The 25,331-nt window shown below is 69.2% G+C and carries 25 protein-coding genes and 3 pseudogenes; 20 read left to right on the forward strand and 8 right to left on the reverse strand.

What is annotated here, in order from left to right:
* Positions 1-86: 86 nt before the first annotated feature.
* On the reverse strand, positions 87-1,316 hold the full coding sequence (locus OG953_RS34925; protein WP_405689224.1) for a DUF349 domain-containing protein: 1,230 nt from the start codon (positions 1,314-1,316) through the stop codon (positions 87-89).
* 194 nt (positions 1,317-1,510) lie between these two features.
* The gene (locus OG953_RS34930; protein ID WP_405689226.1) at positions 1,511-2,293 is read right to left on the reverse strand and encodes a peptidylprolyl isomerase; all 783 of its coding nucleotides are present in this window, start codon (positions 2,291-2,293) and stop codon (positions 1,511-1,513) included.
* A gap of 149 nt (positions 2,294-2,442) precedes the next feature.
* On the opposite strand from OG953_RS34930, the gene OG953_RS34935 reads away from it, so the two are divergent.
* Together OG953_RS34935 and hisS are read left to right on the forward strand one after the other, a co-directional pair.
* A complete protein-coding gene (locus tag OG953_RS34935) occupies positions 2,443-3,129 on the forward strand; it encodes an MBL fold metallo-hydrolase (protein WP_405689227.1) in 687 nt (228 codons plus the stop codon).
* 13 nt (positions 3,130-3,142) lie between these two features.
* Positions 3,143-4,405 carry a histidine--tRNA ligase gene (hisS, locus tag OG953_RS34940; protein WP_405689229.1) on the forward strand — a complete coding sequence of 421 codons (1,263 nt, stop codon included), beginning with the start codon at positions 3,143-3,145 and terminating at the stop codon, positions 4,403-4,405.
* Positions 4,406-4,483: 78 nt separating this feature from the next.
* Here hisS and OG953_RS34945 read toward each other — a convergent pair.
* The 3 genes and pseudogenes from OG953_RS34945 to OG953_RS34955 all read right to left on the reverse strand — a co-directional run.
* Positions 4,484-4,927, reverse strand: a pseudogene (locus OG953_RS34945) (ABC transporter permease); the annotation flags it as partial.
* Positions 4,911-5,192, reverse strand: a pseudogene (locus tag OG953_RS34950) (ATP-binding cassette domain-containing protein); the annotation flags it as partial. The pseudogenes OG953_RS34950 and OG953_RS34945, both read right to left, overlap by 17 nt.
* The gene (locus OG953_RS34955) at positions 5,193-5,375 is read right to left on the reverse strand and encodes a hypothetical protein (protein ID WP_405689230.1); all 183 of its coding nucleotides are present in this window, start codon (positions 5,373-5,375) and stop codon (positions 5,193-5,195) included. It lies immediately after the preceding pseudogene.
* A gap of 15 nt (positions 5,376-5,390) precedes the next feature.
* On the opposite strand from OG953_RS34955, the gene OG953_RS34960 reads away from it, so the two are divergent.
* Positions 5,391-6,026: a vitamin K epoxide reductase family protein gene (locus OG953_RS34960; RefSeq protein ID WP_405689231.1), complete on the forward strand. Its 636-nt coding sequence runs from the start codon at positions 5,391-5,393 to the stop codon at positions 6,024-6,026.
* Positions 6,027-6,095: 69 nt separating this feature from the next.
* Positions 6,096-7,454, forward strand: a complete 1,359-nt coding sequence (locus OG953_RS34965; protein ID WP_405689232.1) for a replication-associated recombination protein A — start codon at positions 6,096-6,098, stop codon at positions 7,452-7,454.
* A gap of 28 nt (positions 7,455-7,482) precedes the next feature.
* Here the strand turns inward: OG953_RS34965 and OG953_RS34970 are convergent, their stop codons facing one another.
* Entirely contained in the window at positions 7,483-8,181 is a 699-nt protein-coding gene (locus OG953_RS34970; RefSeq protein WP_405689233.1) for a DUF2470 domain-containing protein, read from the reverse strand.
* Positions 8,182-8,369: 188 nt separating this feature from the next.
* Between OG953_RS34970 and rpsD the strand changes: the two genes are divergently transcribed.
* Complete coding sequence (gene rpsD / locus OG953_RS34975; RefSeq protein WP_030918857.1) at positions 8,370-8,984, forward strand: 30S ribosomal protein S4; 615 nt, start codon at positions 8,370-8,372, stop codon at positions 8,982-8,984.
* 17 nt (positions 8,985-9,001) lie between these two features.
* Here rpsD and OG953_RS34980 read toward each other — a convergent pair.
* Positions 9,002-9,340 (reverse strand): annotated as a pseudogene (locus tag OG953_RS34980) (regulator); the annotation flags it as partial.
* A 183-nt stretch (positions 9,341-9,523) separates the two neighbouring features.
* On the opposite strand from OG953_RS34980, the gene OG953_RS34985 reads away from it, so the two are divergent.
* The 13 genes from OG953_RS34985 (at position 9,524) to nusB (ending at position 22,746) form a co-directional block, all read left to right on the forward strand.
* On the forward strand, positions 9,524-9,973 hold the full coding sequence (locus OG953_RS34985) for a DUF948 domain-containing protein (protein ID WP_405692238.1): 450 nt from the start codon (positions 9,524-9,526) through the stop codon (positions 9,971-9,973).
* A 7-nt stretch (positions 9,974-9,980) separates the two neighbouring features.
* Positions 9,981-10,343 carry a DUF6167 family protein gene (locus OG953_RS34990; protein ID WP_405689234.1) on the forward strand — a complete coding sequence of 121 codons (363 nt, stop codon included), beginning with the start codon at positions 9,981-9,983 and terminating at the stop codon, positions 10,341-10,343.
* Complete coding sequence (gene alaS / locus OG953_RS34995) at positions 10,343-13,012, forward strand: alanine--tRNA ligase (protein ID WP_405689235.1); 2,670 nt, start codon at positions 10,343-10,345, stop codon at positions 13,010-13,012. The genes OG953_RS34990 and alaS overlap by 1 nt, the downstream gene beginning before the upstream one ends.
* Before the next feature lie 8 nt (positions 13,013-13,020).
* Positions 13,021-13,494 (forward strand): Holliday junction resolvase RuvX, encoded by a 474-nt coding sequence (gene ruvX / locus OG953_RS35000; protein ID WP_326769964.1) that lies wholly within the window; start codon positions 13,021-13,023, stop codon positions 13,492-13,494.
* 95 nt (positions 13,495-13,589) lie between these two features.
* Complete coding sequence (mltG, locus tag OG953_RS35005; RefSeq protein ID WP_405689236.1) at positions 13,590-15,311, forward strand: endolytic transglycosylase MltG; 1,722 nt, start codon at positions 13,590-13,592, stop codon at positions 15,309-15,311.
* On the forward strand, positions 15,298-16,134 hold the full coding sequence (locus OG953_RS35010; protein ID WP_405689237.1) for a shikimate dehydrogenase: 837 nt from the start codon (positions 15,298-15,300) through the stop codon (positions 16,132-16,134). Before mltG ends, OG953_RS35010 begins: the two co-directional genes overlap by 14 nt.
* Positions 16,135-16,282: 148 nt before the next feature.
* The gene (gene aroC, locus OG953_RS35015) at positions 16,283-17,467 is read left to right on the forward strand and encodes a chorismate synthase (protein ID WP_114243501.1); all 1,185 of its coding nucleotides are present in this window, start codon (positions 16,283-16,285) and stop codon (positions 17,465-17,467) included.
* Positions 17,464-19,110, forward strand: coding sequence for a 3-dehydroquinate synthase (aroB, locus tag OG953_RS35020; RefSeq protein WP_405689238.1), 1,647 nt, complete (start codon positions 17,464-17,466; stop codon positions 19,108-19,110). Before aroC ends, aroB begins: the two co-directional genes overlap by 4 nt.
* Entirely contained in the window at positions 19,107-19,547 is a 441-nt protein-coding gene (gene aroQ, locus OG953_RS35025) for a type II 3-dehydroquinate dehydratase (protein WP_405689239.1), read from the forward strand. Before aroB ends, aroQ begins: the two co-directional genes overlap by 4 nt.
* Before the next feature lie 138 nt (positions 19,548-19,685).
* Positions 19,686-20,486: a Pro-rich N-terminal domain-containing protein gene (locus tag OG953_RS35030; protein WP_405689240.1), complete on the forward strand. Its 801-nt coding sequence runs from the start codon at positions 19,686-19,688 to the stop codon at positions 20,484-20,486.
* A 102-nt stretch (positions 20,487-20,588) separates the two neighbouring features.
* Positions 20,589-21,695 (forward strand): aminopeptidase P family protein, encoded by a 1,107-nt coding sequence (locus OG953_RS35035; RefSeq protein WP_405689241.1) that lies wholly within the window; start codon positions 20,589-20,591, stop codon positions 21,693-21,695.
* A gap of 50 nt (positions 21,696-21,745) precedes the next feature.
* On the forward strand, positions 21,746-22,312 hold the full coding sequence (efp, locus tag OG953_RS35040) for an elongation factor P (protein WP_405689242.1): 567 nt from the start codon (positions 21,746-21,748) through the stop codon (positions 22,310-22,312).
* A gap of 2 nt (positions 22,313-22,314) precedes the next feature.
* Complete coding sequence (gene nusB / locus OG953_RS35045; protein ID WP_072484538.1) at positions 22,315-22,746, forward strand: transcription antitermination factor NusB; 432 nt, start codon at positions 22,315-22,317, stop codon at positions 22,744-22,746.
* Between the two features lie 159 nt (positions 22,747-22,905).
* Here nusB and bldD read toward each other — a convergent pair whose 3' ends face one another.
* Positions 22,906-23,406: a transcriptional regulator BldD gene (gene bldD, locus OG953_RS35050; protein WP_014044812.1), complete on the reverse strand. Its 501-nt coding sequence runs from the start codon at positions 23,404-23,406 to the stop codon at positions 22,906-22,908.
* Positions 23,407-23,628: 222 nt separating this feature from the next.
* Between bldD and pyrR the strand changes: the two genes are divergently transcribed.
* Together pyrR and OG953_RS35060 are read left to right on the forward strand one after the other, a co-directional pair.
* Positions 23,629-24,213, forward strand: a complete 585-nt coding sequence (gene pyrR / locus OG953_RS35055; RefSeq protein WP_405689243.1) for a bifunctional pyr operon transcriptional regulator/uracil phosphoribosyltransferase PyrR — start codon at positions 23,629-23,631, stop codon at positions 24,211-24,213.
* A gap of 114 nt (positions 24,214-24,327) precedes the next feature.
* On the forward strand, positions 24,328-25,329 hold the full coding sequence (locus tag OG953_RS35060) for an aspartate carbamoyltransferase catalytic subunit (RefSeq protein WP_405692242.1): 1,002 nt from the start codon (positions 24,328-24,330) through the stop codon (positions 25,327-25,329).
* Positions 25,330-25,331: the final 2 nt, after the last annotated feature.

Consider the following 25,331-nt stretch of genomic DNA (forward strand, 5'->3'; position numbering starts at 1 on the left):
CCGCGCATACGAGAGGCCCCCTGGGCCCGTCCCGAGGGACGGGCCCAGGGGGCCTTGTCACAAGCCGGTCAGCGGCAGGTGCTGCTTCAGCCGCCGAACTCCTCCAGGCCCTTGAGCGCCTGGTCCAGCAGCGCCTGTCGGCCTTCGAGCTCCTTGGCCAGCTTGTCGGCCCGGGCGTTGTTGCCCGAGGCGCGGGCCGTGTCGATCTGCGTACGCAGCTTGTCCACGGCCGCCTGCAGCTGACCGGTCAGACCCGCGGCGCGCGCACGCGCCTCCGGGTTCGTCCGGCGCCACTCCGACTCCTCAGCTTCCTGCAGCGCCCGCTCCACCGCGTGCATCCGCCCCTCGACCTTCGGGCGGGCGTCACGCGGCACATGGCCGATGGCCTCCCAGCGCTCGTTGATGGCCCGGAACGCGGCCCTGGCCGCCTTCAGGTCCTGCACCGGCACCAGCTTCTCGGCCTCGACCGCGAGCTCCTCCTTGAGCTTGAGGTTCTCGCCCTGCTCCGCGTCCCGCTCTGCGAAGACCCCGCTGCGGGCGGCGAAGAAGACGTCCTGAGCACCGCGGAAGCGGTTCCACAGATCGTCCTCGGCCTCGCGCTGGGCGCGGCCCGCCGCCTTCCACTCCGTCATCAGGTCGCGATAGCGGGCGGCCGTCGCTCCCCAGTCCGTGGAGCCGGAGAGCGACTCGGCCTCGACGACCAGCTTCTCCTTGGCCTTGCGGGCCTCCTCGCGCTGGGCGTCCAGCGAGGCGAAGTGGGCCTTGCGACGCTTGGAGAACGCCGAGCGGGCGTGCGAGAAGCGGTGCCACAGCTCGTCGTCGGACTTGCGGTCGAGTCGCGGCAGGCCCTTCCACGTGTCGACGAGCGCACGGAGGCGCTCGCCCGCGGAGCGCCACTGCTCGCTCTGCGCCAACTCTTCGGCCTCGGCGACCAGCGCCTCCTTGGCGTGCTTCGCCTCGTCGGTCTGCTTCGCCTTCTGGGCCTTGCGCTCCTCGCGCCGCGAGTCGACCGTCGCGACCAGCGCGTCGAGTCGCTTGCGCAGCGCGTCGAGGTCACCGACGGCGTGATGCTCCTCCACCTGCAGACGCAGATGCTCGATGGCGGTCGTGGCGTCCTTCGCCGACAGGTCGGTGGTCTTCACCCGCCGTTCGAGGAGGCCGATCTCGACCATAATGCCCTCGTACTTGCGCTCGAAGTAGGCCAGAGCCTCCTCGGGGGAACCCGCCTGCCACGATCCGACGACCTGCTCGCCATCGGCTGTACGCACGTACACGGTGCCCGTCTCATCGACGCGGCCCCACGGGTCGCTGCTCACAGCGCCTCCTCCACCTGATGCCTGCGAGAGGGTTCGCCCCCCTGGCATCGTCCACAGTTTCCTGGGGCGGGCAGCGCCCGCCCTGCACAACGCCAATCTAGGCGACCGGCCGCCCGGCTGTCCGCACTCAGCGCGGCCGAAAATAATCCGGCCCGCCCTTCGTCGTCACCACCGGCCGGCCCGGTCCGGCCGCGTCACGACTTGTCGACAGCGGCCTTCGAGATGTTCACGGCCTTCTTCGGCGCACCGTCGGCCGCACCGCCGGCCACACCCGCCGCACCGATGTCCTTGACCGCCTTCAGCGAGGCATCGTCCATCGTGCCGAACGGGGTGTAGGTGGGCGGCAGTTTGCTGTCCTTGTACACGAGGAAGAACTGGCTGCCCCCGGTGTGCGGCTGGCCGGTGTTCGCCATCGCCACCGTGCCCGCCGGATAGGTCACCGTGCCGTCCTTGCCCGCCTTGCCCAGCGCGGTCAGGTTCTCGTCCGGGATCGTGTAGCCGGGGCCGCCCGTGCCGTCGCCCTTGGGGTCACCGCACTGCAGGACGAAAATGCCCTGCGTGGTCAGCCGGTGACACTTCGTACCGTCGAAGAAGCCCTTGTCGGCCAGCGACTTGAAGGAGTTCGTGGTGTGCGGCGTCTTCGCCGCGTCCATCGTGAACGCGATGTCGCCCTGGCTCGTCTTGAGCGACATCGTGTACTTCGCCTTTTTGTCGATCTTCAGCGCGGGCTCGGGCGCGCTGCTTTCGCTCGCCGACGGCGAATCCGACGGGCTCGCGGCCGCGTCGCTCTTGTCCTTCTTGCCGTCGTCGTCGAGGGCGAGATACGAGCCCACCCCGACGATCGCCGCTACGGCCACCACGGACGCGATGACGACCGTCAGACGCCTCGTCCTGCGGCGGGCCTCCTCCCGGCGCTGCTGCTGCCGCTCGAACTTCTCCCTGGCGAGCTGCCGCCGCCGCTGATCGCTGCTGACCACCGGGTGATCTCCTTGTAGGTCGTGTGATGAGGCCTGGGCTGCCCCGTACCGTATATGGGTTAGCTGTGAAATGAGGAGCGCCGGTAGGCTCTGAACTGCCGCGACCTTCTCAGTCGCAATCCACCGTCGGACGACCATTAAGGACGATCGTGCTCATTGCCGGGTTCCCCGCCGGGGCCTGGGGGACCAACTGTTACCTGGTTGCCCCGGCCGCGGGCGAGGAGTGCGTGATCATCGACCCGGGCCATCAGGCCGCATCCGGAGTCGAGGAAGCGCTGAAGAAGCATCGGCTGAAGCCCGTCGCCGTCGTACTGACCCACGGCCACATCGACCATGTCGCCTCGGTCGTCCCGGTGTGCGGCGCGCACGACGTCCCTGCCTGGATCCACCCGGAGGACCGGTACATGATGAGCGACCCGGAGAAGGCCCTCGGCCGCTCCATCGGGATGCCGCTCATGGGCGAGCTGACGGTGGGGGAGCCGGACGACGTCAAGGAGCTGAGTGACGGCGCCCGGCTGAAGCTGGCCGGTCTGGAGTTCGGTGTCGCGCATGCGCCCGGCCATACCAAGGGGTCGGTGACGTTCAGGTTGCCCGAGGTCGCGGATGTTCCGCAGATCCTCTTCTCGGGCGACCTGCTCTTCGCCGGCTCCGTCGGACGCACCGACCTGCCCGGCGGCGACCACGCCGAGCTGCTCGAGTCGCTGGCCCGTGTGTGCCTGCCGCTCGACGACTCGACCGTGGTGCTGTCCGGCCACGGCCCCCAGACGACCATCGGCCGCGAGCGCGCCTCGAATCCGTATCTGCACGGTATGGACGCGCCCCGACGAGGAATGTGACGAGAGAAATTCCGTGAGCACCTTCAAGGCCCCCAAGGGCACGTACGACCTGACCCCGCCCGACTCCGCGAAGTACCTCGCGGTGCGCGAGGCGATCGCCGAACCCCTGAAGAACTCCGGCTACGGCTACATCGAGACGCCCGGCTTCGAGGACGTCGCCCTCTTCTCGCGCGGTGTCGGTGAGTCCACCGACATCGTGACCAAGGAGATGTACACCCTCACCACCAAGGGCGGCTCCCAGCTGGCGCTGCGCCCCGAGGGCACCGCGTCCGTGCTGCGCGCCGCGCTGGAGGCCAACCTCCACAAGCTCGGCAACCTGCCTGTGAAGCTCTGGTACTCCGGCTCGTACTACCGCTACGAGCGCCCGCAGAAGGGCCGCTACCGGCACTTCTCGCAGGTCGGTGCCGAGGCGATCGGCGCCGAGGACCCGGCGCTGGACGCCGAGCTGATCATCCTGGCCGACCAGGCGTACCGCACGCTGGGTCTGCAGAACTTCCGCATCCTGCTCAACTCGCTGGGCGACAAGGAGTGCCGCCCCGTCTACCGGGACGCGCTCCAGGGCTTCCTGCGCGAGCTCGACCTGGACGAGGAGACCCGTCGCCGCATCGAGATCAACCCCCTCCGGGTCCTCGACGACAAGCGGCCCGAGGTGCAGAAGCAGCTGACCGGCGCCCCGGTACTGCGCGACTATCTGTGCGACGCCTGCAAGGCGTACCACGAGGAGGTGCGCGACCTGCTCTCCGCGGCAGGTGTGGTGTACGAGGACGACGAGAAGCTGGTCCGCGGTCTCGACTACTACACCCGTACCACCTTCGAGTTCGTCCACGACGGACTCGGCTCGCAGTCCGCGGTGGGCGGCGGCGGCCGCTACGACGGCCTCTCCGAGATGATCGGCGGCCCGGCGCTCCCGTCGGTCGGCTGGGCACTCGGCGTGGACCGTACAGTGCTCGCGCTGGAGGCGGAGGGCATCGAGCTCGAACTGCCCGCGGCCACCAGCGTCTTCGCGGTACCGCTCGGCGAGGAGGCCCGGCGGGTGCTCTTCGGGATCGTCACGCAGCTGCGCCGCGAGGGTGTGGCGGCGGACTTCGCGTACGGAAACCGCGGCCTCAAGGGTGCGATGAAGAGTGCGAACCGGTCGGGCGCGCGGTTCACGATCGTCGCGGGTGAGCGGGACCTGGCCGAGGGCGTCGTCCAGCTCAAGGACATGGAGTCCGGCGAGCAGGCGGCGGTACCTCTGCCGGACGTGGCCGAGGCGATCTGCGGGCGCCTGGCCTAGAGCTTTTCGGTCGCCGGACGGACCGGAACACCGGCCCGTCCGGCGACCACGAGCACAGGGTTCACCGGCCCACCCCGGTCAGCCGTCGCGCCGGTCCTTCCAGCGGAAGGTCAGCAGGCACAGCACCAGACCGCCGATGCACCAGGCACCCAGCACCAGCGCGACCTTCCCGTACTCCCAGCTCCCCGCCTGCTCGATCACGACCGCCGACTCGGGCAGGAACACTCCGCGAAAGCCCTGGCACATCCACTTCAGCGGGAACAGCGCGCCGATGTTCAGCGTCCACTCGGGCAGCGTGTCGACCGGAATGCAGACACCGGAGATGAACTGCAGGACGAGGAAGGGCAGCACGACCACCGAGGTCGCACTCCGTCCCGACCTCGGCACGCTGCTGATGGCCATACCCAGCAGCGCGCAGGCAGTGATCCCCAAAAGGAAGATTCAACCGAAGGCCGGCCACTTGACGGCGCTCGTCGGCAGATCGACGTCGTACAGCGCGGTGCCGAACAGGAGCAGGACCGCAGCCGCGGGCGAAGTGCGTCACCGTCTCGCACACTGTCAACTCGGCGGGCGCGGATTCATCCTGCCAGACGGTTCCGACCCGGGAACGCCAACAGCGGTCGGCGGATGCCGGGTCCACGCCGAGCACCGAAACGGTCCCTTCGTCGCGGCTGCGATGGCCCTGCAGGATTTCGACGGTCGTGCTTTTCCCGGCCCCGTTCGGTCCGAGGATTCCGAACGCCTCGCCCTGCCGGATGCCCAGGTCCAGGCTGTCGACCGCGGTCACTCAGCCGTAGCGCTTGCGCGGGCCGCGCACCTCCACCAGAAGTTCGGTCATGGTCCGGAGCGTCTCGCGGACCGAGTGTTCCGTACCGGCCGTGCGCGGAGCTTTGCGTACACCTTTATGTCCATCGAACAGAAGGTCAGCGGTGCGGTGCGGCACAATGACCGTGCCCAGCAGGCCACTCACTGATGGAACGGCGATATGACGACTGCAGCGGTTGACCATCCCTCCTCCGACCAGGACGAGGACGGCGGGAAGAGGACCATCGGCGGCAGTCGGGCGCTCGCACTGATGCTGGTGATCACGGGCGCCGCCGGACTCCTCGCCGCCTGGGCCATCACCATCGACAAGTTCAAGTTGCTGGAGGACCCCAACTTCACACCGGGCTGCAGTCTCAACCCGGTTGTCGCATGCAGCAACATCATGAAGAGCGAGCAGGCGGCCGCCTTCGGCTTCCCGAACCCGATGCTCGGTCTGGTCACCTACTCCGTGATCATCGGCATCGGCCTAGCGCTCCTCGCGGGCGCGCGCTTCCGCAGCTGGTACTGGCTCGGGATGAACGCCGGCACGTTGTTCGGCGTCGGTTTCTGTACCTGGCTCCAGTACCAGTCGCTCTACACCATCAACTCCCTCTGCCTGTGGTGCTGCCTGGCATGGGTCGCCACGATCTTCATGTTCTGCTACGTCACCACGCACAACATCGAGCACCGGATCCTGCCCGCGCCGAACTGGCTGCGCAACGGACTGATGGAGTTCCACTGGGTGCCGCCGATCCTGTGGATCGGCATCATCGGCATGCTGATCCTGACTCGCTGGTGGGACTTCTGGACCAGCTGACCGGCCCGTCGCTCCTGCCGGGCAACCGGCCCGGCAGGGATGTCGGTGCCGTGACATAGGCTTCAAAACGTGGAGCCCGACCTCTTTACCGCAGCTGCCGAAGACCGCCAGGAGAAGGACCCGTCCAGCAGCCCACTGGCTGTCCGGATGCGTCCCCGCACCCTCGACGAGGTCGTCGGCCAGCAGCATCTGCTCAAGCCGGGCTCGCCGCTGCGCCGCCTCGTCGGCGAGGGGAACGGCGGGCCCGCGGGCCCGCCGTCGGTGATCCTGTGGGGCCCGCCCGGCATCGGGAAGACGACTCTGGCGTACGTGGTCAGCAACGCCACCAACAAGCGCTTCGTCGAGCTCTCCGCGATCACCGCGGGCGTCAAGGAAGTGCGGGCCGTCATCGAGGGCGCCCGCCGCGCCACCGGAGGCTACGGCAAGGAGACCGTCCTCTTCCTCGACGAGATCCACCGCTTTTCCAAGGCGCAGCAGGACTCGCTGCTCCCGGCGGTGGAGAACCGTTGGGTGACGCTGATCGCGGCGACCACCGAGAATCCGTACTTCTCGATCATCTCGCCGCTGCTGTCGCGCTCGCTGCTGCTCACCCTGGAATCACTCACCGACGACGATCTGCGCGGCCTGCTGCAGCGTGCCCTGACCGACGAGCGCGGACTCGGCGGCGCAGTGGTGCTGCCGAGCGACGCCGAGGCGCATCTGCTGCGCATTGCGGGCGGCGACGCCCGCCGGGCGCTCACGGCGCTGGAGGCCGCGGCCGGTGCGGCGCTGGCCAAACAGGAGAAGGAGATCACCCTCCTGACCCTGGAGGAGACCGTCGACCGAGCCGCCGTCAAGTACGACCGGGACGGCGACCAGCACTACGACGTGGCGAGTGCGCTCATCAAGTCGATCCGCGGCTCCGATGTGGATGCCGCGCTGCACTATCTGGCCCGGATGATCGAGGCGGGGGAGGACCCGCGGTTCATCGCCCGGCGGCTGATGATCTCGGCCAGCGAGGACATCGGTCTCGCCGACCCCACGGCACTGCCCACCGCTGTCGCGGCCGCCCAGGCGGTCGCCATGATCGGTTTCCCCGAGGCGGCGCTCACCCTGAGCCATGCCACGATCGCCCTGGCTCTCGCCCCCAAGTCCAATGCGGCGACACTGGCGATCTTCGCTGCCCAGGAGGACGTACGGAAGGGGCTCGCGGGCCCAGTCCCGGCCCATCTGCGCGACGGCCACTACAAGGGCGCCGCCAAGCTGGGCCACGCCCAGGGCTATGTGTATCCGCACGATGTCCCCGGCGGTATCGCCGCTCAGCAGTACGCCCCGGACGCCGTACGCGACAAGCACTACTACCAGCCCACGCGCTACGGCGCGGAAGCGCGTTATGCGGATGTGGTGGAGCGGGTCCGCGAGCGGCTCTCCGGCCCGTCCGCCGACTGAGGAGGACGCGCAGGGGCCGTCCCCCCGTTCAGTGCGCCGCCGCCTCGAAGAGCGTGTGCATGGCGTGGCGCAGTTCGCCGACGTCCCGCACCGGCTCGGGGAATTCGAAGCGTGCGTCGAAGCACCCCCCGTCCTCGCGGAAGCGCACACGCAGCCCGTACCGGTCCAGCGCGAGCGGTACGACGGAGGGCCGGCGAGCTGCGCAGCGACGGGCCGCACGCTCACCGAGCAGCCCGCACAGCGCGTTCAGCTGTTCGCCGTGCACCGCGTGCAGATGCTGCAGCAGCTCCACCTCGTGTCCGACGAGCGGATCGGGGGCCGCGTCCCGGAATTCGTCGGGTTCGACCTCCTCGGCGCCCCACAGATCGTCGACGTACGCCTCGCCCGTCTCCAGCCGGAGCGTCATCCGGCCGGGCCCCGACATGCCGGGTACGGTGGTGAGCCAGCCTGAGACCCAGGCGCGGCCGCGGATGCGGTGCGGTACGGAGACCGGGGCGATGTCCGTGATCTCCAGCACAGCGGTCAGTTCGTCGTCCTCGGCGTGCGTCGCGGCCCGCACGGCCGGGGAATCAGCGGGGAGTTCGAGGAACAGATCCCCGCCGGGGCCCACGTTCCTGGTCAGCGGCATCAGCTGATCGGAGCCGGGTGCATTCAGCCCGGGGACGAGCAGTACTGCCGAACAGGTACTCTGTACGAGAGTTCGTGTGCGCTCGGCTGCTGACGGCATCCGAGTGTTTTCAAGCCCGCCGGGACGCGGCTGACCACGATCTGATCGGTCCTCCGTCGTATCGGCACCCTGAGGGGTGTCGACGCTGTCAGTGCTGTCCGTGACGTGTGTGGTGTTCCCCGGGCGAGACATGCGATCTCCTCAAGTAAGGTGAGCCTAACCTAACCTACAACGGAGGTCTGGAGAACGTGCCTAACCAGTCGCGTCCCAAGGTCAAGAAGAGCCGCGCGCTCGGCATTGCGCTGACGCCGAAGGCTGTCAAGTACTTCGAGGCCCGCCCCTACCCGCCGGGCGAGCACGGCCGTGGCCGCAAGCAGAACTCGGACTACAAGGTTCGTCTGCTCGAGAAGCAGCGTCTGCGCGCCCAGTACGACATCAGCGAGCGCCAGATGGCGCGTGCCTACGACCGCGCCAAGAAGGCCGAGGGCAAGACGGGTGAGGCGCTTGTCGTCGAGCTCGAGCGTCGCCTCGACGCCCTGGTCCTGCGTTCGGGCATCGCCCGCACCATCTACCAGGCCCGCCAGATGGTCGTGCACGGTCACATCGAGGTCGACGGCCGCAAGGTCGACAAGCCGTCCTTCCGTGTCCGTCCCGACAACATCGTGATGGTCCGCGAGCGCAGCCGCGACAAGCACCCCTTCCAGGTTGCCCGCGAGGGTGGTTACGCCCCCGACGGTGAGACCCCGCGCTACCTGCAGGTGAACCTGAAGGCCCTGGCCTTCCGCCTTGACCGGGACCCGAACCGCAAGGAAATCCCCGTGATCTGCGACGAGCAGCTCGTCGTCGAGTACTACGCCCGCTGATCCAGGCGTAGCCGCTCTCACCAGCGCTCAGGCCCGCCCCTTCCCGATGTACGGGAGGCGGCGGGCCTCCGCGTTTTCCCGGGGCCCGGCAGGGGCCCGGACCGCCGCCCCGGCGTCCCCGGACGGTCCGCAGGCCCGCTCGCCGGGGCCCTGGCCACCGCCGCGTCCGGATCCAGCCGGCCGCCCGCCCGCAGTCCCGATTCATAGGGGCCGTCGCCCAGCTCGCGGCGGGCCAGTTCCTGGCACCGGGCACGCGGCTGCCCGTAGTACGCGGAACCGAACAGCGGCAGCCCCACCGACCGCCGGATCCGGTCGGCCGCCCCCTGCAGTACCGCCGCATCCCCGTCGACCGCCGTGGCTTATGGCAACTGCGGTCCTTGCCGCCGGTAATGCGGTACAGGGCGCGACCACCGGCGCGATAGGCTCGGGAGACGACGATCGGCTGTTGCGACAGCGGTCGCCGGACCTGGCAGATGCAGACAGAGACAGTACAGAGACAGCGACAAGGCAGAGAGCGGTGCACTGTGTCCGGTGGAGAGGTGGCCGGGATCCTGGTGGCCGTCTTCTGGGCGATCCTGGTTTCGTTCCTCGCCGTCGTACTGGTGAGGCTGGCCCAGACGCTCAGGGCGACCACCAAGCTCGTGGCGGATGTGACCGAGCAGGCGGTTCCGCTGCTTGCCGACGCCTCCGCCACCGTGCGCTCCGCGCAGACCCAGCTCGACAAGGTCGACGCGATCGCCACGGACGTCCAGGAAGTCACCTCGAACGCCTCGGCGCTCTCCACCACTGTCGCCTCGGCCTTCGGCGGCCCGCTCGTCAAGGTCGCCGCATTCGGTTACGGGGTACGGCAGGCCATCGGCCGCAAGACCAATCCGGAACCGGAACCTGCTCGTCGGCCGGCCCGTCGTCAGGTGATCGTCGGCCGCACCGTGCCTGCCGCGCGCGGCAGGAAGCGCAACGGCAGAAAATCCCGCGGATCGAAGGACTGACGCAGCGATGTTCCGCCGTACGTTCTGGTTCACCGCCGGCGCCGCCGCCGGTGTCTGGGCCACCACCAAGGTCAACCGGAAGCTCAAGCAGCTGACTCCCGAGAGTCTCGCGGCGCAGGCCGCGGACAAGGCGATCGAAACGGGCCACAAGCTCAAGGACTTCGCTCTGGACGTCCGTGAGTCCATGGCTCGGCGCGAGGCCGAACTGGGCGAGGCGCTGGGCCTGGAGGCACCGGTCGACCCCGACCTCCCCGTACGGCGTCATTTCGCCGTCGAGGCGGCCGAGCCCGTCGGACCGGACAGGTCCCTCGAGGCCACCAACTACCGCAAGCTCCCCTACAACTCGTACAACCGGAATGAGGACCACTGATGGAGTCGGCTGAAATTCGTCGCCGCTGGCTGAGCTTCTTCGAGGAGCGCGGTCACACCGTCGTCCCTTCGGCGTCGCTCATCGCGGACGACCCGACTCTGCTGCTCGTCAACGCGGGCATGGTCCCCTTCAAGCCGTACTTCCTCGGCGAGACCAAGCCGCCCGCCCCGCGCGCCACCAGCGTGCAGAAGTGTGTCCGTACGCCGGACATCGAAGAGGTCGGCAAGACCACCCGGCACGGCACGTTCTTCCAGATGTGCGGCAACTTCTCCTTCGGCGACTACTTCAAGGAAGGCGCCATCAGTTACGCCTGGGAGGCTCTGACGAGCTCCGTGGCGGACGGCGGCTTCGGTCTCGACCCCGAGCGGCTGTGGATCACGGTCTACCTCGACGACGACGAAGCCGAGCAGATCTGGCGCGACAAGATCGGCGTACCGGCCGAGCGCATCCAGCGCCTGGGCAAGAAGGACAACTTCTGGTCCATGGGTGTCCCGGGTCCATGCGGCCCGTGCTCCGAGATCAATTACGACCGCGGCCCCGAGTTCGGCGTCGAGGGCGGCCCGGCCGTCAACGACGAGCGGTACGTCGAGATCTGGAACCTGGTCTTCATGCAGTACGAGCGGGGCGCCGGTGACGGCAAGGAGGACTTCCCGATCCTCGGCGACCTGCCGTCGAGGAACATCGACACGGGTCTGGGCCTGGAACGCCTCGCCATGATCCTGCAGGGCGTACAGAACATGTACGAGACCGACACCCTGCGTGTCGTCATGGACAAGGCCACCGAGCTGACCAGTGTCCGCTACGGCGACAAGCACGAATCCGACGTCTCGATGCGCGTGGTCGCCGACCACATCCGTACCTCCGTGATGCTCGTCGGCGACGGCGTCACCCCCGGCAACGAGGGCCGCGGATATGTGCTGCGCCGCATCATGCGCCGCGCCATCCGCAACATGCGCCTGATGGGTGCCACCGGACCGGTGGTCAAGGACCTGGTCGACGTCGTGATCGACACGATGGGGCAGCAGTACCCGGAGCTGATCACCGACCGCAAGCGCATCGAGACCGTCGCCCTCGCCGAAGAGGCCGCCTTCCTCAAGGCCCTCAAGGGCGGCACCAACATTCTTGACACCGCCGTCACCGAGACCAAGGCCGCCGGCGGCAAGGTCCTCGCCGGCGACAAGGCGTTCCTGCTCCACGACACCTGGGGCTTCCCGATCGATCTCACCCTGGAGATGGCCGCCGAACAGGGCCTCTCGGTGGACGAGGACGGCTTCCGCCGCCTGATGAGGGAGCAGCGGGAGCGCGCCAAGGCCGACGCCAAGGCCAAGAAGACCGGCCACGCCGACCTGTCCGCCTACCGCGCGGTCGCCGACAACTCCGGCATCACGGAGTTCACCGGCTACACCGCCACCGAGGGCGAGTCGACCATCGTCGGCCTGCTCGTCGACGGTGTGCCCTCGCCCGCCGCCTCCGAGGGCGACGACGTAGAAGTCGTCCTGGACCGCACCCCGTTCTACGCCGAGGGCGGCGGCCAGCTCGCCGACCAGGGGCGGATCCGGCTCGACAGCGGCGCGGTCATCCAGGTCCGCGACGTCCAGCAGCCGGTCCCCGGCGTCTCCGTCCACAAGGGCTCGGTGCAGGTCGGCGAGGTGACCGTCGGCGCCTTTGCCTACGCCGCCATCGACAACACCCGCCGCCGCGCCATCGCCCGTGCCCACAGCGCCACGCACCTCACGCACCAGGCGCTGCGCGACGCACTGGGCCCGACGGCCGCCCAGGCCGGTTCGGAGAACTCGCCGGGCCGCTTCCGCTTCGACTTCGGCTCGCCCGCCGCCGTACCCGGCACGGTCCTCACCGACGTCGAGCAGAAGATCAACGAGGTCCTCGCCCGCGAACTCGACGTCCAGGCCGAGGTCATGTCGATCGACGAGGCCAAGAAGCAGGGAGCCATCGCCGAGTTCGGCGAGAAGTACGGCGAGCGGGTCCGGGTCGTCACCATCGGCGACTTCTCCAAGGAGCTCTGCGGCGGTACGCACGTCCACAACACCGCCCAGCTGGGTCTGGTGAAGCTGCTCGGCGAATCGTCCATCGGTTCCGGTGTGCGCCGTATCGAGGCCCTCGTCGGTGTCGACGCGTACAACTTCCTCGCCAGGGAGCACACGGTCGTCGCCCAGCTCCAGGAGCTGGTCAAGGGCCGTCCCGAGGAGCTCCCGGAGAAGATTGCCGGAATGCTCGGCAAGCTGAAGGACGCCGAGAAGGAGATCGAGAAGTTCCGCGCGGAGAAGGTCCTCCAGGCTGCCGCCGGACTGGCCGATTCCGCCAAGGACGTACGGGGCGTCGCCCTGGTCACGGGTCAGGTCCCCGACGGCACCTCGGCCGACGATCTGCGCAGGCTCGTCCTCGACGTCCGCGGACGCATCCAAGGCGGCCGCCCGGCTGTCGTGGCCCTGTTCACCACAGCCAACGGCCGCCCGCTGACCGTGATCGCCACCAACGAGGCCGCCCGTGAGCGCGGACTCAAGGCCGGTGACCTGGTCCGTACGGCCGCCAAGACCCTCGGCGGCGGCGGTGGCGGCAAGCCGGACGTCGCCCAGGGCGGCGGCCAGAACCCCGAGGCCATCGGCGCCGCCGTGGCCGCTGTCGAACGCCTCGTCACCGAGACGGCGTGACGGCGGGGATGACGCAGATGCGCCGCGGTCGTCGTCTCGCGATCGACGTCGGGGACGCCCGGATCGGGGTCGCCTCGTGCGACCCCGACGGGATCCTCGCCACGCCGGTGGAGACCGTTCCGGGACGCGATGTCCCGGCGGCCCACCGGCGGCTCGGGCAGATCGTCGAGGAGTACGAGCCGATCGAGATCATCATCGGCCTGCCGCGGTCCCTCGGCGGCGGTGAAGGCCCCGCCGCCGCCAAGATCCGGGTCTTCGCCCAGGAGGTCGCGCGCTCGGTCGCGCCCATTCCGGTGCGACTCGTGGACGAGAGGATGACCACAGTGACGGCCAGTCAAGGACTGCGCGCCTCGGGCGTGAAGTCCAAGAAGGGCCGTTCCGTCATCGATCAGGCTGCCGCTGTGGTGATCCTTCAGAACGCTCTGGAGTCCGAACGGGCGTCGGGTAAAGCTCCCGGCGAAGGCGTCGAAGTGGTTGTCTGATCGCGATACGGTAACGTTCCGCGCGATGCGGCGGTGTTCGAACAAACACCGCACAGCAAAGAGACGGAATGTCGTCTCGCGGCTCTAGGGGATCGATGACTGAGTATGGCCGGGGCCCCGGCTCCGAACCGTGGCATCCCGAGGACCCCTTGTACGGGGAGCAGGGATGGGGCGGACAGCAGTCTGCCCACGGCCAGAACCAGTACGGCGGCCAGCAGCCCTACCCCCAGGACCCGTACGCGCAGCAGCAGCCCCAGGACCCGTACGCGCAGCAGCCGCCGCAGGACCCGTACGCGCAGCAGCACTACCAGCAGCAGCCCGCGTACGGAGTCCCGCAGGACCCGTATGCGCACCCCCAGCCCCAGCCCCAGCAACCCCAGTACAACAACGGCGGCTGGGACGCCGGGCAACAACCCGCCTCGACGCCGTACGAAGCCCAGCAGGCCGACCCGTACGGCGGCCCGCAGGTCGGCTACGGCGAGACGCACGACTACTACGGCACGCCGGAGGCCTACCCGCCGCCGCAGCCCCCGGGCCGCCGCGAGGCCGTTGCCGAGCAGGCCCCCACGCAGAATCCCGACTGGGACCCGGAGGTCCAGCCGGAGGAGACCCACCCCTTCTTCACGGGCGCCGACGACCGCGACGACAACGACAACGACGACGAGCACGACGACGACTCGCGTGAGTCACGCCGCGGCGGTCGCGGTGGCAACGAGCGCCGGGGCGGCAAGGGCAAGAAGAAGAGCCGCAACGGTTTGGCCTGCCTTGTCGTGTCTCTGGTCCTTGCCGGTGGTCTCGGCGGGGTGGTCTACGTCGGTTACACCTACTGGCAGAAACAATTCGGCGCCGCACCCGACTACTCGGGCACAGGCTCCGGCTCGGTCGAGGTCGAGATCCCGAAGGGCGCCCTCGGCAATAAGATCGGCAACATCCTGAAGGAGAAGGGCGTCGTCAAGAGCGTCGACGCCTTCGTCGCCGCGCAGACCGAGAACCCCAAGGGGAACTCGATCCAGGCAGGCGTCTATCTGCTCCACGAGAAGATGTCCGCGGCCGAGGCCGTGAAGATGATGGTCGACCCCAACAGCCAGAATCTTCTCGTGATTCCCGAGGGTTACCGCAATGTCACCATCTACGAGATGGTCGACAAGAAGTTGGACCTCAAAAAGGGAACGACCAAGGGAATTGCCACGTCCGAGGCGTCCGACCTCGGTCTGCCCGACTGGGCGATCAACGACAAGGACATCAAGGACCCGCTGGAAGGATTCCTGTACCCGGCCGCCTATCCGGTCACCAAGGAAACCAAGCCGGAGACGATCCTGAAGAAGATGGTCTCCCGTGCCAACGAGGAGTACGACAAGCTCGACCTCGAGGGAACGGCCAAGAAGTACAAGCTGGACGGCCCATGGCAGGTTCTCACCGTCGCCAGCCTGGTCCAGGCGGAGGGCCTCACGCACGACGACTTCCGCAAGATGGCTGAAGTCGTCTATAACCGCTTGGAGCCGGACAACACGGTCACGAACCGTAAGCTTGAATTCGACTCCGCATTCAATTACCTCACGAACCAGAGCAAGATCAAGATCAGCACGAGTGAGATCCGGAGCAATCCGGACCCTTACAACACCTATTACCATGCGGGCCTTCCGCCGGGTCCGATCAGCAATCCGGGTGAAGAAGCCCTGCGAGCCACGCTCAATCCCACTGGTGACGGGTGGATGTTCTTCATCTCGCTCGACGGCAAGAAGACCGATTTCACCAAGACGGCCGCCGAGCACGAGAGGCTCAACAAGAAGTTCAGGGAACAGCATGGCCTCGACTGACGGGCGCCACCGGGCAGCCGTCCTCGGCTCGCCCATCGCCCACTCGCTCTCCCCGGTCCTGCACCGGGCCGCGTACGCCGAACTCTGCCTCTCCCACTGGTCGTACGACCGCTTCGAAGTGGACGAGGCGGGGCTGCCCGGTTTCATCGAGGGGCTCGACACCTCGTGGGCCGGCCTGTCGCTGACCATGCCGCTCAAGCGCGCGATCATCCCGCTGCTGGACTCCATCAGCGAGACCGCATCGTCGGTGGAGGCCGTCAACACGGTCGTCTTCACGGATGACGGGCGAAGGACCGGCGACAACACCGATATCCCCGGCATGATCGCCGCGCTGCGCGAACGCGGTGTGGAGAAGACCGAATCCGCCGCCGTGCTCGGTGCCGGAGCGACCGCTTCCTCCGCGCTCGCCGCGCTGTCCGAGATCTGTACGGGACCGGTCACGGCATACGTCCGCAGCCGGGAACGCGGCCAGGAGATGCGCGGCTGGGGCGAACGCCTCGGCGTCGACGTCAGGATCTCCGACTGGGCGGAGGCCGAGCAGGCGCTGCACGCCCCGCTGGTCATCGCCACTACCCCGGCCGGCGCCACGGACGCGCTGACCGATGCCGTACCGGACCGGCCCGGCACGCTCTTCGACGTGCTGTACGAGCCCTGGCCGACCGGACTCGCGGCAGCTTGGGCGGCCCGTAACGGCGCAGTAGTCGGAGGTCTCGACCTTCTGGTGCACCAGGCCGTCCTCCAGGTCGAGCAGATGACGGGCCACTCGCCCGCCCCGCTCGCGGCGATGCGGCAGGCCGGCGAAGAGGCACTGGCCGCACGCTGACCACACGCATGTGCGGGCACCGATCCGTCCGTCTGCTGGACCGGCGGCCGGTTCGGGTGCCCGGGCGTGGGAGGATCAAAGGCGGCGGGCCAGGGCCGCGCACCCGGTCGCGCCGTTGCAGTTTCAGGCGCGAGCATGAGGAGCACCGTTGAGCAGGTTGCGCTGGCTGACCGCAGGGGAGTCGCACGGCCCCGCACTGGTGGCGACGCTGGAGGGTCTTCCCGCCGGTGTCCCGATCACCACGGAGATGGTGGCGGACGCGCTGGCCCGGCGGCGGCTCGGCTATGGCCGCGGCGCTCGCATGAAGTTCGAGAAGGACGAGGTCACCTTCCTCGGCGGGGTACGCCACGGGCTGACCATGGGCTCTCCGGTCGCCGTCATGGTGGGCAACACCGAGTGGCCCAAGTGGGAGCAGGTCATGTCGGCCGACCCGGTCGACCCCGACGAACTGGCCGCGCTGGCCCGCAACGCCCCGCTGACCCGCCCGCGACCCGGCCACGCCGACCTCGCCGGCATGCAGAAGTACGGCTTCGACGAGGCCCGGCCGATCCTGGAGCGCGCCAGCGCCCGGGAGACCGCGGCCCGGGTCGCGCTCGGTGCCGTCGCGCGGTCGTACCTCAAGGAGACCGCGGGCATCGAGATCGTCAGCCACGTCGTCGAGCTGGCCGCGGCCAAGGCGCCCTACGGCGTCTACCCCACACCCGCGGACGTCGAGAGGCTCGACGCCGACCCGGTGCGCTGCCTGGACGCCGACGCGAGCAAGGAAATGGTCGCCGAGATCGACCAGGCCCACAAGGACGGCGACACCCTCGGCGGTGTGGTCGAGGTGCTGGCGTACGGCGTGCCCGTCGGTCTCGGCTCGCACGTGCACTGGGACCGCCGTCTCGACGCCCGGCTCGCGGCGGCCCTGATGGGCATCCAGGCCATCAAGGGGGTCGAGGTCGGCGACGGCTTCGACCTGGCCCGGGTCCCCGGCTCCAAGGCACACGACGAGATCCTGGTCACCGAGGACGGCATCAAGCGCGCCTCCGGCCGCTCCGGCGGCACCGAGGGCGGTCTGACCACCGGCGAGCTGCTGCGGGTCCGCGCCGCGATGAAGCCCATCGCGACGGTGCCGCGCGCGCTCGCCACCGTCGACGTCGTCACCGGCGAACCCGCCAAGGCCCACCACCAGCGCTCCGATGTCTGTGCCGTGCCGGCCGCCGGCATCGTCGCCGAGGCGATGGTCGCCCTGGTCCTCGCCGATGCCGTCGCCGAGAAGTTCGGCGGCGACAGCGTCCCCGAGACCCACCGCAACGTTCAGTCGTACCTCGACCACCTCCAGATCCGATGAGCGGCCCGCTGATCGTCCTCGTCGGCCCGATGGGCGTCGGCAAGTCCACGGTCGGTGAGCTGCTCGCCGACCGGCTCGGCACCACCTACCGCGACACCGACGCGGACGTCGTCGCCACGGCGGGCAAGCCGATCTCGGAGATCTTCTACGACGAGGGCGAGGAACACTTCCGCGAGCTGGAGCGACAGGCGGTGCACACCGCCGTCGCCGAGCACACGGGTGTCCTCTCCCTCGGCGGCGGCGCCGTGCTCGACGAGACGACCCGCGCGCTGCTCGCCGACCACCCCGTCGTCTATCTCTCGATGGACGTGGAGGAGGCCGTCAAGCGAGTCGGCCTGAACACCGCCCGCCCGTTGCTCGCCGTCAACCCGCGTCGGCAGTGGCGCGAGCTGATGGACGCCCGCCGCCATCTGTACACCGAGGTGGCCCAAGCGACCGTCGCCACCGACGAGCGCACCCCCGAAGAGGTCGCCCAGGCGGTCCTCGACGCACTGGAACTGCCGGAGCGCACGGACGACCCCGTCACCCCCGGCGTGGAGAACACACGTATGACCGAGCAGGGCCCCACCCGTATCCAGATCGCAGGCAGCGCGGGCACCGACCCGTACGAGGTGCTGGTCGGCCGGCAGCTCCTGGGCGAGCTGCCCACACTCATCGGCGACCGCGCCAAGCGGGTTGCCGTGCTGCACCCCGAGGCGCTCGCCGAGACCGGTGAGGCGGTCCGTCAGGACCTCGCCGACCAGGGGTACGAGGCCATCGCCATCCAGCTGCCGAACGCCGAGGAGGCCAAGACCGTCGAGGTCGCGGCGTACTGCTGGAAGGCGCTCGGGCAGACCGGATTCACCCGCACCGACGTCATCGTCGGCGTCGGCGGCGGCGCCACCACCGACGTGGCCGGGTTCGTCGCGGCGACGTGGCTGCGCGGGGTGCGCTGGATCGCCGTACCGACGACCGTGCTTGCCATGGTCGACGCGGCCGTCGGCGGCAAGACCGGCATCAACACCGCCGAGGGCAAGAACCTCGTCGGTTCCTTCCACCCGCCGGCCGGGGTGCTCTGCGACCTCGCCGCCCTCGACTCGCTGCCGGTGCACGACTACGTTAGCGGCATGGCCGAGATCATCAAGGCCGGCTTCATCGCCGACCCCGCGATCCTCGACCTCATCGAGGCGGACCCGGAAGGCGCCCGTACGCCCGCCGGTCCGCACACCGCCGAGCTGATCGAGCGCTCCATCCGGGTCAAGGCCGAGGTCGTCTCCAGCGACCTCAAGGAGTCCGGGCTGCGCGAGATCCTCAACTACGGGCACACCCTCGCCCACGCCATCGAGAAGAACGAGCGCTACAAGTGGCGCCACGGCGCGGCCGTCTCCGTCGGCATGGTCTTCGCCGCCGAGCTGGGCCGGCTGGCCGGACGCCTCGACGACGCCACCGCCGACCGGCACCGCACCGTCCTGGAGTCCGTCGGACTGCCGCTCACCTACCGCGGCGACCAGTGGCCCAGGCTGCTGGAGAACATGAAGATCGACAAGAAGTCCCGCGGCGACCTGCTGCGCTTCATCGTCCTCGACGGCTTGGGCAAGCCCACCGTCCTGGAGGGACCCGACCCGGCGGTGCTGCTCGCCGCCTACGGGGAGGTGTCGGCGTGACCCGCCGGGTCCTCGTCCTCAACGGGCCGAACCTCGGCCGCCTCGGCTCCCGCGAGCCCGATGTGTACGGCGCCACGTCGTACGCCGGACTCGTAGAGACCTGTCAGGCCCTCGGCAAGGAGCTCGGCTTCGATGTCGACGTCCGGGAGACCAACGACGAGGGCGAGCTGATCCGCTGGCTCCACGAGGCCGCGGACAGTTCAATTCCGGTCGTTCTCAACCCGGGGGCCTTCACCCACTACTCGTACGGAATGCGGGATGCGGCGGCCCAGCGCACCGCCCCGCTGATCGAGGTGCACATCTCGAACCCGTACGCACGGGAGGAATTCCGCCACAACTCCGTGGTCGCGCCGGTCGCCACGGGGACCGTGGCCGGATTCGGCATCGGCTCCTACCGCCTCGCTCTGCGCGCCCTCGCGGACGAGTTGACCGACTGACGGACCGGTACACCGGGCGGCCGACCGGCCGACCGGGCACTGTGGACCGTCCCCGACCGTTCCTTCAGCGGCGGCCGGGGACGGTACGGTTGCCGTTCCACCAGCGCCAGTTGCCTGTACGAGACGGAGTGGCACCGGATGCAGCACGCAGTGGGGGCCCCGCTGCCGCCGCCCCAAGGCCCCGGAAACGGACCTGTCGGCTGGACGCACCAGGCCCAGCACCCCGGACCGCCGGGGCCGCCGCCCACCACCCCTCCCACGCCCCAGGGCTGGAGCGGACCCGCCCCGGCGCCTGTCTCCAGGGAGACCACCGGGCACATCCAGTTGCCCCCCGGCGGGCCCGTCCCGCTGCCCGCGCCGCCCGTCGAGCCCGGCACCGGCGGCGCGACCCTCGCCGTTCTCCTGATCGGCCCAGCGGGCGCAGGCAAGACCACCGTGGCCAAGCTCTGGGCCAGCCGCCGCCGGGTTCCCACGGCTCACGTCAGCCTCGACGACGTCCGCGAATGGGTCCGCTCCGGCTTCGCCGACCCGCAGGCCGGGTGGAACGACCACTCCGAGGCCCAGTACCGTCTTGCCCGTCGCACCTGCGGCTTCGCCGCCCGCAACTTCCTCGCCAACGGGATCTCCTGCATCCTGGACGACGCCGTCTTTCCGGACCGGCCGGTCGTCGGCCTCGGCGGCTGGAAGCGCCATGTTGGCCCCGGACTGCTGCCCGTCGTTCTGCTGCCCGGCCTGGAGATCGTGCTGGAGCGCAACGCCGCCCGCAGCGGGAACCGCCGCCTCTCGGACGAGGAGGTCGCCCGCATCCATGGCCGGATGGCCGGGTGGTACGGCTCCGGACTGCCGATCATCGACAACTCGACGTACGACGTGGAGACCACCGCCCGCGTCCTGGACGACATACTCGCCCGCTCCATAGCCAGCCCCCCGGCCTGGTGACCGCCATCGGGCGGTGTTCCCGGTCCGGTGACGGGCCCGGCCGCGGCCCCGGTCGGATGCGCTGACCGAGCAGGCCTGCGCCGCCGCTCGTAGGCTCGTGACATGTCAGACGTGTACGCCGTCCGCCGCGGGCTGCTCCGCGACCGGTGCGCCGCCGTCGGATCCGCGGCCGCTCTGGTCTCCCGCCCCGCCAACGTCCGCTATCTCGCGGGCGGAGCGCCCCCGGGCGCCGTGCTGCTGCTCGGCCCCGGTGAGGACGCCCTGCTCTGCCCCCACGCCCCGACCGGCGATCCCGCCGACGGGCGCACCGACGATCAGCTGCGGGTGTCACTGATGCCGGCCACCGACGGCGATCCGGTGGTCGCGGCCGCCGGTCTGGCCATCTCCTTCGGTGCGGAGTCCCTGGCCGTCGAGGAACACCATCTGACGGTCTCCCGCCACCGGGCCATGAGCTCGGTCGCCCCGCGGCTCCGGCTCGCCGATCTCGGTGCCACCGTCGAGCAGCTGCGGGTCGTCAAGGACGAGGAGGAGATCGCCTGTCTGCGGATCGCCGCCGAGATCACCGACCAGGCCCTGGGCGAACTCCTCGAATCCATCCTGGTGGGCCGCACCGAGCGGCATCTCGCCCTGGAGCTGGAGCGCCGCCTGGTGGACCACGGTGCCGACGGCCCCGCCTTCGCCACTTCCGTGGCCACCGGGCCGAACTCCGGCCAGGGCCGTCACCGCCCCACGGACCGGCGGGTGGAGGAGGGGGATTTCCTCTCCGTCTGCCTGGGCGCGAACTATCGTGGCTACCGCTGCGAGATCGGCCGTACGTTCGTCATCGGGACCGCGCCCGCCGACTGGCAGATCGAGCTCTACGACCTGGTTTTCGCCGCTCAGCGGGCCGGGCGCGAGGCTCTCGTGCCGGGGGCCGCCTACCGCGATGTGGACCGTGCGGCCCGCTATCTCCTGGACTCCGCGGGCCACGGCGGGGGCCTCGCACCATGGACCGGGCACGGGGTGGGGCTCGAAATCGACGAGGACCCGCAGCTGGCACCTGCAGCCATGGGTAAACTGGACGCTTGTGTGCCGGTCACCGTCGAACCGGGGGTCCACCTCCCGGGCCGGGGCGGGGTCCGGATCGATGACACGCTCGTCGTGCGCCCCGAGGCGGACGGCGGACCCGAGCTACTCACCATTACGACCAAGGAGCTGCTCGCGCTCTAGCGCGCATCCTCGGTCGTTCCACCAGCTTCAGTCCAGGAGATTCCGCAACCGTGGCTTCCACGAACGACCTCAAGAACGGCCTGGTGCTCAAGCTCGACGGAGGCCAGCTCTGGTCCGTCGTCGAGTTCCAGCACGTCAAGCCCGGCAAGGGCCCGGCCTTCGTGCGCACCAAGCTCAAGAACGTGCTCTCCGGCAAGGTCGTCGACAAGACGTTCAACGCCGGCGTGAAGGTCGAAACGGCCACCATCGACCGTCGCGACATGCAGTTCTCGTACATGGACGGCGAGTACTTCGTCTTCATGGACATGGACACGTACGACCAGCTCATGGTCGACCGCAAGGCTGTCGGCGACGCCGCCAACTTCCTGATCGAGGGCTTCACCGCCTCCGTCGCCCAGCACGAGGGCGAGGTGCTCTACGTCGAGCTGCCCGCCGCCGTCGAGCTGACCGTCCAGCACACCGACCCGGGCGTCCAGGGCGACCGCTCCACCGGTGGCACCAAGCCCGCCACGCTGGAGACCGGCCACGAGATCGGCGTCCCGCTCTTCATCACCACGGGTGAGAAGATCAAGGTCGACACCCGCACGGGCGACTACCTCGGCCGGGTGAACAGCTAACCGTGGCTGCCCGGAACAAGGCCCGCAAGCGCGCCTTCCAGATCCTCTTCGAGGCCGACCAGCGCGGTGAGTCCGTGCAGACGGTCCTCGCGGACTGGGTGCGGCACTCGCGGGCCGACAACCGTCAGCCGCCGGTCACCGAGTACACGATGGAGCTCGTCGAGGGGTACGCGCAGTACGCGGACCGGATCGACGACCTCATCGTGACCTACGCCGTGGACTGGGAGATCGACCGCATGCCGGTCGTCGACCGGAACATCCTGCGACTCGGTGCGTACGAGCTGATCTGGGTGGACGGGACCCCGGACGCAGTGGTGATCGACGAGGCGGTCCAGCTCGCCAAGGAGTTCTCCACCGATGACTCCCCATCCTTCGTGAACGGGCTGCTGGCCCGGTTCAAGGACCTCAAGCCGAACCTCCGCCGGGAGCAGTAGCCTCCGGTGGCGTTCAGCCAACGAAGGGCCCGCGGTCTTTTGACCGTGGGCCCTTCGGCGTGTGGGAGGCCAGTTGTCGGCAACAAAAGAGCCGTGTCGGCGCGGGCACCCGAAAGGGTGAATCCGCGCCGACACGGCGGTACGTTTCTGCGAGGGGTGTCAGCCCTCTTCGTGGGCGACGGCGCGACGCGCGTCCGCATCCAGCACGCCCCAGCTGATCAGCTGTTCCGTGAGCACGGACGGCGACTGGTCGTAGATCACGGCCAGCGTGCGCAGATCGTCCTGGCGGATCGAGAGCACCTTGCCGTTGTAGTCGCCGCGCTGGCTCTGGATCGTCGCGGCGTAGCGCTGCAGCGGCCCGGCCTTCTCCGGCGGGACGTGGGCGAGGCGCTCCAGGTCCAGAACGAGCTTCGGCGGCGGCTCGGCGGCCCCGCCAGGCGTCGTACCGGGCAGGAGTTCCTGCACCGGGACTCCGTAGAAGTCCGCGAGCTCGGCGAGGCGCTGCACGGTCACGGCACGGTCGCCGCGCTCGTACGAACCGACCACGACGGCCTTCCAGCGGCCCTGGGACTTCTCCTCCACGCCATGGAGGGAGAGGCCCTGCTGGGTGCGGATGGCACGGAGTTTGGCCCCGAGCTGTTTTGCGTATTCGCTGGACATAAGGCTCCCCGGACGCTGGAACATTTTTGCGGCTGCGCCGCGTGGCTGGTAACTCACTGTGAGGTTACGCAGCGTTACTTGGATGCGTCAAGCCGAATGGTTCGGACCGGCACCTCCCGGGGGTGTGACCAGGGCGCTGTGCAAGCCCTGGTAACGTTGATGACGCAATTTCGACGTCCTTTAAGGTCCGTCCAGTGAGGCGGAGAAGGAGGTCCGTTTCTTATGGACGCACAGCACGAAGCCACCGGCAATGCGGCACGCCCCGTTCTCGAGGCTCCCGACATCGCCCGAGTACTGACCCGAATCGCCCACGAGATCGTCGAACGCGCCAAGGGCGCCGACGACGTGGTGCTCCTCGGTATCCCGACGCGGGGCGTCTTCCTCGCCGGCCGGCTCGCCGAAAAACTCCAAGAGATCACCGGCCGGAAGATGCCGGTCGGCTCACTCGACATCACGATGTACCGCGACGACCTGCGGCTGCGTCCTGCGCGCGCCCTGGCCCGCACCGAGATCCCCGGCGAGGGCATCGAGGGCCGCCTGGTCGTCCTCGTCGACGATGTCCTCTTCTCGGGCCGCACGATCCGCGCAGCGCTCGACGCGCTGGGTGACATCGGCCGGCCCCGCGCGGTGCAGCTCGCGGTCCTCGTCGACCGCGGTCACCGCGAACTCCCGATCCGTGCCGACTACGTCGGCAAGAACCTCCCCACGTCGCTGCGGGAGACGGTCAAGGTCCAGCTCGCCGAGGAGGACGGCCGCGACGCCGTGCTGCTCGGTGTCCAGCAGACCGCCCCGGCGCGCGAGCAGTAGCTGTACTTCACCCGTACGGAGTACCTCGAACCTGTACGGGAGTACCTCGAACCCGTAGGGCAGCTTCCGCACGCACGCATGCCTGAACCCTCCAGCCACCCGGAGAACACCCAGATGAAGCGTCACCTCATCTCGGCCGCCGACCTCACCCGCGACGACGCCGTCCTGATCCTCGACACCGCCGAGGAAATGGCACGGGTCGCGGACCGGCCGATCAAGAAGCTCCCAACCCTGCGCGGCCGTACCGTCGTCAACCTGTTCTTCGAGGACTCGACGCGTACCCGCATCTCCTTCGAGGCCGCCGCCAAGCGCCTCTCCGCCGATGTCATCAACTTCTCCGCGAAGGGCTCGTCCGTCTCCAAGGGCGAGTCGCTCAAGGACACCGCGCTGACCCTGGAGGCGATGGGCGCCGACGCCGTCGTCATCCGGCACGGTGCCTCCGGTGCCCCGTATCGCCTCGCCACCTCCGGCTGGATCGACGGCGCCGTTGTCAACGCCGGTGACGGCACCCATGAGCACCCCACCCAGGCCCTCCTGGACGCCTTCACCCTGCGCCGCCGTCTCGTCGGGGCCGACACCGGTCTCGGCCGGGACCTCGAAGGCCGCCGGATCACCATCGTCGGCGACATCCTGCACAGCCGGGTGGCCCGCTCCAACGTCCACCTGCTGACCACGCTCGGGGCCCACGTCACCCTGGTGGCCCCGCCGACTCTCGTCCCGGTCGGCGTCGAGCATTGGCCGTGCGACGTCAGCTACAGCCTCGACGAGGTGCTGCCGAAGTCCGACGCGGTGATGATGTTGCGTGTGCAGCGCGAACGGATGAACGCCGCGTACTTCCCGACCGAGCGCGAGTACTCCCGCCGCTACGGCCTGGACGCCGACCGCATGGCGAAGATGCCCGAGGACGCCATCGTCATGCACCCCGGCCCGATGGTCCGCGGTATGGAGATCACCGCCGAGGTTGCCGACTCCGACCGGTGCACGGTCGTCGAGCAGGTTGCCAACGGCGTCTCGATCCGCATGGCCGTCCTGTACCTGCTGCTGGGCGGTTCCGAGCCCGCCGCCCCGGTTCACCCGTCGCCCGCCACCTCAGCCCGTACCGAGGAGAACAAGTAACC

Origin of the sequence: Streptomyces sp. NBC_00057, from assembly GCF_045041165.1 — a bacterium.
Classification (GTDB): domain Bacteria; phylum Actinomycetota; class Actinomycetes; order Streptomycetales; family Streptomycetaceae; genus Streptomyces.

What these genes read in the sequence shown, in the direction of transcription:
- OG953_RS34960 (WP_405689231.1), top strand. Translation starts at nt 5,391, where the DNA reads ATGACGACTGCAGCGGTTGACCATCCCTCCTCCGACCAGGACGAGGAC.
- OG953_RS34970 (WP_405689233.1), bottom strand. Translation starts at nt 8,181, where the DNA reads ATGCCGTCAGCAGCCGAGCGCACACGAACTCTCGTACAGAGTACCTGT.
- OG953_RS34990 (WP_405689234.1), top strand. Translation starts at nt 9,981, where the DNA reads ATGTTCCGCCGTACGTTCTGGTTCACCGCCGGCGCCGCCGCCGGTGTC.
- alaS (WP_405689235.1), top strand. Translation starts at nt 10,343, where the DNA reads ATGGAGTCGGCTGAAATTCGTCGCCGCTGGCTGAGCTTCTTCGAGGAG.
- ruvX (WP_326769964.1), top strand. Translation starts at nt 13,021, where the DNA reads ATGACGCAGATGCGCCGCGGTCGTCGTCTCGCGATCGACGTCGGGGAC.
- mltG (WP_405689236.1), top strand. Translation starts at nt 13,590, where the DNA reads ATGACTGAGTATGGCCGGGGCCCCGGCTCCGAACCGTGGCATCCCGAG.
- OG953_RS35010 (WP_405689237.1), top strand. Translation starts at nt 15,298, where the DNA reads ATGGCCTCGACTGACGGGCGCCACCGGGCAGCCGTCCTCGGCTCGCCC.
- aroB (WP_405689238.1), top strand. Translation starts at nt 17,464, where the DNA reads ATGAGCGGCCCGCTGATCGTCCTCGTCGGCCCGATGGGCGTCGGCAAG.
- OG953_RS35030 (WP_405689240.1), top strand. Translation starts at nt 19,686, where the DNA reads ATGCAGCACGCAGTGGGGGCCCCGCTGCCGCCGCCCCAAGGCCCCGGA.
- OG953_RS35035 (WP_405689241.1), top strand. Translation starts at nt 20,589, where the DNA reads ATGTCAGACGTGTACGCCGTCCGCCGCGGGCTGCTCCGCGACCGGTGC.
- bldD (WP_014044812.1), bottom strand. Translation starts at nt 23,406, where the DNA reads ATGTCCAGCGAATACGCAAAACAGCTCGGGGCCAAACTCCGTGCCATC.
- pyrR (WP_405689243.1), top strand. Translation starts at nt 23,629, where the DNA reads ATGGACGCACAGCACGAAGCCACCGGCAATGCGGCACGCCCCGTTCTC.
- OG953_RS35060 (WP_405692242.1), top strand. Translation starts at nt 24,328, where the DNA reads ATGAAGCGTCACCTCATCTCGGCCGCCGACCTCACCCGCGACGACGCC.